We start from the raw sequence: 6,542 nt of genomic DNA, 5'->3' as shown, positions 1-6,542 counted from the left end.
ACTAGCCCCATCGCTGCCACGCCAATCAGTACCGCTGGAAAGCCTACGGTGGGTGATGCCTCAATCAGCGCGCCCGAGGCCGCCGAAGCCACCAAGCCGCCCAGGGTGTAGGTGAGCACCAGCACGGAGGTGCTGTTGACGAGGGTAATGCCTTTTTCGCGCGCGCCAATGTCGGTCATGGCCATGGTGTAAAGCGTGCCACCGGCACCGCCCCATAAAAATACTATCGGCCATGACAGCCAGGCGGTTTGTGCCACAAAAGGCAAGAAACAAGCGGCGCCCAAGGTGATGGCGGCACATACCACCATCAGCGTGCGCCGGCCTTGCGCCTGGTCCTTGAATCGGTCGGCGAGTAAACCGGCTGGCATCATCAGCGCCACGCCGCCCAAACCGCTCACCGACACCAACAAGGCAGAAGCCGCCACCCCCAACCCAAGAGCCAACCCGTAGAGCGGCAGGATGGAGGTGACGCCGGTTTCAAAAAAACCACCCACAAAACCTGCCAGCATGATGATGGGGTGCGCCCGCAACGCCCGCCATAAACCCGGCAGCCCGACATGGGCGGTGTCGGCGTCGGCGACTTCTGGTACTTTCGGAATGAAGGCGGTCCACAGCAGGCCCAGCGCCGAGAAAATCACCACAACCCAGAGCGTGGTCGGGTTGTCGGCGCCAAGCCACACCAGAAAGGCGGGGCCGACAATAAAGGTGACGCTGACCAGCGTCTGAAAAATGCCCACATAGCGCCCGCGCTGACCCGGCGGTGAAAACTCGGCAATCAGCGCTTCGGCCAGCACCCAGCGCAGCGCCATGGCCAGACCTGACAGCCCATTGAGCGCAAACCAAAACCACAGTTGATGGGTCAGGGTGAACAACAATGCGGTCAGCGTGAGCACGCCACCTGCCAGCCACAGGGCCGGCTTGCGCCCGATGCGGTGCGCGATGGCCGACGCAAATGGCGTCATCACAAAGATGCCCAGCCAGCCAGAGGCCGCAAACAGCCCGGCCAGCGTGGTCGACACGTCAGCGCCCTTCATGCGCAGCAACAGCAAAGGCATCAGCATGAAGTGCGACACCAACTCGAAAAACGTGGAACCAAAAATACTCAGCAGCCCCAGTGACGCGCCGGGCACCGGTGTTGGGTCGGTCCCGTGCGCCTGGGTCATGTTCAGCCCGCGCTTTGCAGCGCCAGTCCGGCGTGTTCGCGCAGCGGGTGGAAGTGGATTTTGGGGAAGCGCTCTTGCGCCAGTCGCACGTCATAGGGCGAGGTGCACAAATACGCCAGCGTGTTGGCGGCGTCGCGCGCCATGCGCATGGGGTAGGCTTCGCAAAAAGCTTTGAGTTCGGCGGGGGTGTCGGCGGTGATCCAGCGGGCGCCGGTGTACTGGCAGCCCTCTAACCGGATGTCGGCGTCGTACTCGCCTTTGAGGCGGTGCTGCACCACTTCAAACTGCAACTGACCCACCGCGCCGAGCAGCATGTTGCCGCCGACTTCGGGGCGGAACACCTGAATCGCGCCTTCTTCGCCCAACTGCGCCAGACCTTGCTGCAATTGCTTGGTGCGCAGCGGGTTGCGCAGCACCACGGTCATGAACAGTTCGGGCGCAAAGAAGGGCAGGCCGGTGAACTGCAGGTTGACCGAGCCATCGGTGATGGTGTCGCCCAATTGCACGCCGCCGTGGGTGGTAAAGCCGACGATGTCACCCGCGTAGGCTTCGTTCACGGCCTCGCGGCGCTGGCTCATGAAGGTCACCACGCTGGTAGGGCGCAGTTCTTTGCTGGTGCGCATCACTTTGAGTTTCATGCCGGGCGTGTACTTGCCCGAGGCCATGCGCACAAAGGCGATGCGGTCGCGGTGGTTGGCGTCCATGTTGGCCTGCACCTTGAACACCACACCAGAAAAGAATTCGTCTTCGGGCTGCACTTCTTTGACGACCGGTTGGCGGTTGACGACAAACGAACTGGTGCGCGATTGGGGCTGCGGTGCCAAGTCCACCAACGCGTCGAGCACTTCCATGACCCCGAAGTTGTTGACGCCGGAGCCAAAAAACACCGGGGTTTGTTTGCCGGCCAAAAAGGCCTTGTGGTCATACGACGGCGAGGCGCCGGTGGCCAGTTCCATGCTTTCCATGGCGGTCTCGAACTCGTGGCCGAAGCGTTTCAGCAGCGTGGCCTGGTCGCTCATGGGGATGGTGGTGAAGTCTTTGGGGCCGCGGTCGCTGCCGGGCTCGAACACGGTCATGGACTGCGTGCGCAGGTTGATGATGCCGCCAAAGGTTTTGCCTTGGCCCACCGGCCAGGTCATGGGCACGCAGGGCATGCCGAGTTCGCGTTCGATTTCGTCCAGAATGTCCAGCGGCTCGCGCACTTCGCGGTCCATCTTGTTGACGAAGGTGATGATGGGCGTGTCGCGCTGGCGGCAGACTTCAATCAGGCGGCGGGTTTGCGCCTCAACGCCGTTGGCCGCGTCAATCACCATCAAGGCCGAGTCCACGGCGGTGAGCACGCGGTAGGTGTCCTCGCTGAAGTCTTTGTGGCCGGGGGTGTCGAGCAGATTGATGACGTTGTCTCGGTACAGCATCTGCATGACCGAGGACGCCACAGAAATGCCCCGTTGCTTCTCAATTTCCATCCAGTCACTGGTGGCGTGGCGTGTGGCTTTGCGGGCCTTGACCGAGCCTGCGATCTGGATCGCGCCTGAGAACAGCAAGAGCTTTTCGGTCAGCGTGGTTTTGCCGGCGTCAGGGTGGGAAATGATGGCAAAGGTGCGGCGGCGGCGGGTTTCGGCTTGGTAGGACATGAGTAAAAACTGGATTCAATCAGGTTGCGGGGCCAGGATGAGCGGTCTCGGACAAGACCTTGGCGCAAACCCATAGACAATGAAAGTCAGGAAAAAGGTAGAATTATCGCCTTCCGAGGAGCGTTGCAGTTCACATGCCGTGAACGAGGCTCGGACCGCGTGAGTTGGCACCTGCCGCTTGCCGCATCAACCGCGCTCACCCACTGCGCTGTGAGGTGAGCCTTTTTAATAAGATTCTCCAGCAGCCGGTGATTTTTCAAAATCATTTTTTGGAGTTAAGCATGAGCGCTGTATTGAAATTGGTCAAAGTTAAAGCTGCCGTCAAGGCACCTGCAAAGTCCGTCGCTAAAGCGGCCGTCAAATCCCCCATCAAGGCGCAAGCCGCTGTCGTCGCCAAAGTGCAGGACTACATCATTGCCGACCTGAGCCTCGCCGCTTGGGGTCGCAAAGAGTTGAACATTGCCCAAACCGAAATGCCCGGCCTGATGGCGATTCGCGAAGAATTCGCCGTGGCGCAACCGCTCAAAGGCGCGCGCATCACCGGCTCGCTGCACATGACGATCCAGACCGCCGTGCTGGTCGAAACCCTGCAAGCGCTGGGCGCGCAAGTGCGTTGGGCATCGTGCAATATTTTCTCCACGCAAGACCACGCCGCTGCGGCGCTGGTTGAAGCCGGCACGCCGGTGTTTGCCTACAAGGGCGAAAACCTGGTTGACTATTGGGATTACACCCACCGCATTTTTGAATTCAGCGGCAAAAAGGGCACCGCAGCCGAAGGCCCGAACATGATTCTGGACGACGGCGGCGATGCAACCCTGTTGATGCATCTCGGCACCAAGGCTGAGAAAAACATCAAGTTGCTGGACAAGCCCGGCAGCGAAGAAGAAATCTGCCTGTTCAACGCCATCAAAGCCAAGCTCAAGCTCGACCCGACCTGGTACAGCCGCCGCCTGAAAAACATCATCGGCGTGACTGAAGAAACCACCACTGGCGTGCTGCGTTTGAACGAAATGTCGGCCAAGGGCGAACTCGCCCTGCGCGCCATCAACGTCAATGACTCGGTCACCAAGAGCAAGTTCGACAACCTGTACGGCTGCCGCGAATCGTTGGTCGACGCCATCAAACGCGCCACCGACGTGATGATTGCTGGCAAAGTGGCTTGTGTCGCCGGTTACGGCGATGTGGGCAAAGGCTCGGCCCAAGCGCTGCGCGCCTTGAGCGCCCAGGTCTGGGTGACTGAAGTGGACCCGATCAACGCGCTGCAAGCCGCGATGGAAGGCTACAAAGTCGTCACCATGGAATACGCCGCAGACAAGTGCGATATTTTTGTCTCTGCCACCGGCAACAAAAACGTCATCACCTACAAGCACATGGACGCCATGAAAGACCAGGCCATCGTCTGCAACATTGGTCACTTTGACAATGAAATCGACGTCGCTTCGCTGGACAAGTGCAAGTGGGAAGAAATCAAGCCGCAAGTGGATCACGTGATCTTCCCGGCCAAGGGCAAAAAGCCAGCCAAGCGCATCATCTTGTTGGCCAAGGGCCGTTTGGTGAATTTGGGTTGCGGCACTGGCCACCCCAGCTTCGTCATGTCGTCGAGCTTTGCCAACCAGACCATCGCCCAGATTGAGTTGTTCACCAAGCCCAAGGAATACAAAGTGGGCAAGGTTTACGTGTTGCCCAAGCACCTGGACGAAAAAGTGGCCCGTTTGCACCTCGGCAAAGTCGGCGCCATGTTGTCTGTCCTGACCGACGAGCAAGCCGCCTACATTGGCGTGAGCAAATCCGGTCCGTACAAAGCCGATACCTACCGCTACTAAAGAGAAATAACCCCCATTCATGCGCGCCGATCAATTACTCGTTCAACGTCAACTTGCCAGCACCCGTTCACAAGCCCAACGCCTCATCGCTGATGGGGTGCAATGGCTCAAAGGGGTGGAGTGGAAGACCGTCACCAAAAACGGTGACGACATTCCGCTCGAGGCCGAACTGAAGTTGCTCGACGACTCCGAGGCACGCTACGTGTCCCGGGGTGGCCTGAAGCTGGAAGCGGCACTTAAAAAAGTGGGCTTGTCGGTTGCGGGTCTGGCGTGTCTGGATGTGGGTCAGTCCACCGGTGGTTTTACCGACTGCTTGTTGCAGCACGGTGCCGCCTCGGTGGTGGGGGTCGACGTGGGCAGCGCCCAGTTGCACCCCAGTTTGCGTGAAGACCCGCGCGTTTTGTGCGTCGAAAAAGTCAACGCTCGTGCGCTGGTTGCTGCTGATTTGATAGCTGCTTACGCAGATAGCACGGGGGCTGATGGCCAATTTGATGTAGAAGAAGGCGACGAGGAAGTGGTTGAGTTCGCCCCCGAGTTTGACCTGATCGTGGCTGACCTGTCGTTTATCTCGCAAACGCTGGTGCTGCCTGCCATCGTGCCTTTGCTCAAAAGTGGCGGCACGCTGCTGACGCTGGTGAAACCACAATTTGAATTGCAGCCCGGCCAGGTTGGCAAAGGCGGCATTGTGAAAGACGCGTCTTTTTACCCCTTGATCGAAAAGCGCCTGCGCGAGTCCTGCGAAGCCTTGGGCCTGACTGTGACGGCGTGGTTTGATTCCCCGATTGAAGGCGGCGACGGCAACCGCGAATTCTTCATCTGCGCCCATTCCTGAAACCTGACGGGACCGGTCGCTGCCACCCATGGCAAGCCCGCACGGTCCCCTGACCTTTAGAAAGCCGCCATGAACGCGACCTCTAGATTTCCCCTGAGTATTGAATTTTTCCCGCCCAAAACCCCTGAAGGCGTGGAAAAGCTGCGCGCGGTGCGCCAGCAGTTGTATGTGCTGAAGCCCGAGTTTTGCTCGGTCACGTTTGGGGCCGGTGGCTCCACGCAAGAAGGCACGTTCAACACCGTGCGCGACATTCTGGCGGAGGGCGTGAGCGCCGCTTCGCATTTCTCGTGCATTGGTGCCACCAAAGCCACCGTGCGGGTGCAGTTGGCCACGCTCAAGGCCATGGGCGTCAAGCGCCTGGTGGCTTTGCGCGGTGATTTGCCCAGCGGCTACGGCGCCGGTGGCGAGTTCCAGTACGCCAGTGATCTGGTGGCATTCATCCGGGCCGAGACCGGCGACGACTTTCACATTGAAGTGGCGGCTTACCCAGAAATTCACCCGCAAGCCAAGTCGCCCGCGTCTGACCTGCAAGCCTTCGCGGCCAAGGTCAAAGCCGGTGCCAACTCCGCCATTACCCAGTATTTTTACAACTCGGATGCCTACTTTCGTTTTGTGGAAGAGGCCGATGCCCTAGGCTTAACGGTTCCTGTGGTGCCCGGCATCATGCCGATCACTAGCTCCACGCAACTGATGCGCTTCAGCGATGCTTCGGGCGCCGAAATTCCGCGCTGGATTCGTTTGCGCCTGCAAAGCTTTGGCGACGACACCGCGTCCATCAAGGCCTTCGGTCTGGATGTGGTGACTGACCTGTGCGAGCAACTGCGCGCCGGTGGTGCGCCTGGCCTGCATTTCTATGCCATGAACCAGAGTGTGGCCACTCTGGAAATTTGCCGCCGGATGGGGCTTTGATATTGTTTTGATAGCTAGCTACGCAGGTTCTATCTGAGCTAGCGGCTGTTTTGTCTCGCGGATTTTGATTGGTGCTGATTTGCTTCGGCTGCTTGGGACTCGGGTCGGCGCTCAACTCAGGACGGCGCGGCACTCAGCGCTGTTCGTGTCCTCCGGCCTTCGGCCTCCCCCTTGACCTCAC

5 protein-coding genes and 1 riboswitch are annotated in these 6,542 nt (G+C 59.6%); of the genes, 3 read left to right on the top strand and 2 right to left on the bottom strand.

All coding sequences use genetic code 11. The annotated features are described in order from the left end of the window. On the bottom strand, positions 1 to 1,163 hold a 1,163-nt coding region (locus WCG50_RS16330; protein ID WP_336900656.1), incomplete at its 3' end, for an MFS transporter. A gap of 2 nt (positions 1,164 to 1,165) precedes the next feature. Continuing rightward, positions 1,166 to 2,797: a peptide chain release factor 3 gene (locus WCG50_RS16325; RefSeq protein WP_336900655.1), complete on the bottom strand. Its 1,632-nt coding sequence runs from the start codon at positions 2,795 to 2,797 to the stop codon at positions 1,166 to 1,168. 109 nt (positions 2,798 to 2,906) lie between these two features. Continuing rightward, a riboswitch (S-adenosyl-L-homocysteine riboswitch) is annotated at positions 2,907 to 3,002 on the top strand. A 76-nt stretch (positions 3,003 to 3,078) separates the two neighbouring features. On the opposite strand from WCG50_RS16325, the gene ahcY reads away from it, so the two are divergent. The 3 genes from ahcY (at position 3,079) to metF (ending at position 6,361) form a co-directional block, all read left to right on the top strand. Next, the gene (ahcY, locus tag WCG50_RS16320) at positions 3,079 to 4,620 is read left to right on the top strand and encodes an adenosylhomocysteinase (RefSeq protein ID WP_336900654.1); all 1,542 of its coding nucleotides are present in this window, start codon (positions 3,079 to 3,081) and stop codon (positions 4,618 to 4,620) included. Between the two features lie 19 nt (positions 4,621 to 4,639). After that, positions 4,640 to 5,452, top strand: a complete 813-nt coding sequence (locus tag WCG50_RS16315; RefSeq protein ID WP_336900653.1) for a TlyA family RNA methyltransferase — start codon at positions 4,640 to 4,642, stop codon at positions 5,450 to 5,452. 69 nt (positions 5,453 to 5,521) lie between these two features. After that, complete coding sequence (gene metF / locus WCG50_RS16310) at positions 5,522 to 6,361, top strand: methylenetetrahydrofolate reductase [NAD(P)H] (RefSeq protein WP_336900652.1); 840 nt, start codon at positions 5,522 to 5,524, stop codon at positions 6,359 to 6,361. Positions 6,362 to 6,542: the final 181 nt, after the last annotated feature.

This window comes from Rhodoferax sp. (assembly GCF_037143375.1).
Classification (GTDB): domain Bacteria; phylum Pseudomonadota; class Gammaproteobacteria; order Burkholderiales; family Burkholderiaceae_C; genus Rhodoferax.
The sequence above is the reverse complement of the archived record's forward strand: the minus strand, read 5'-3'. Positions and strand labels throughout refer to the sequence as shown.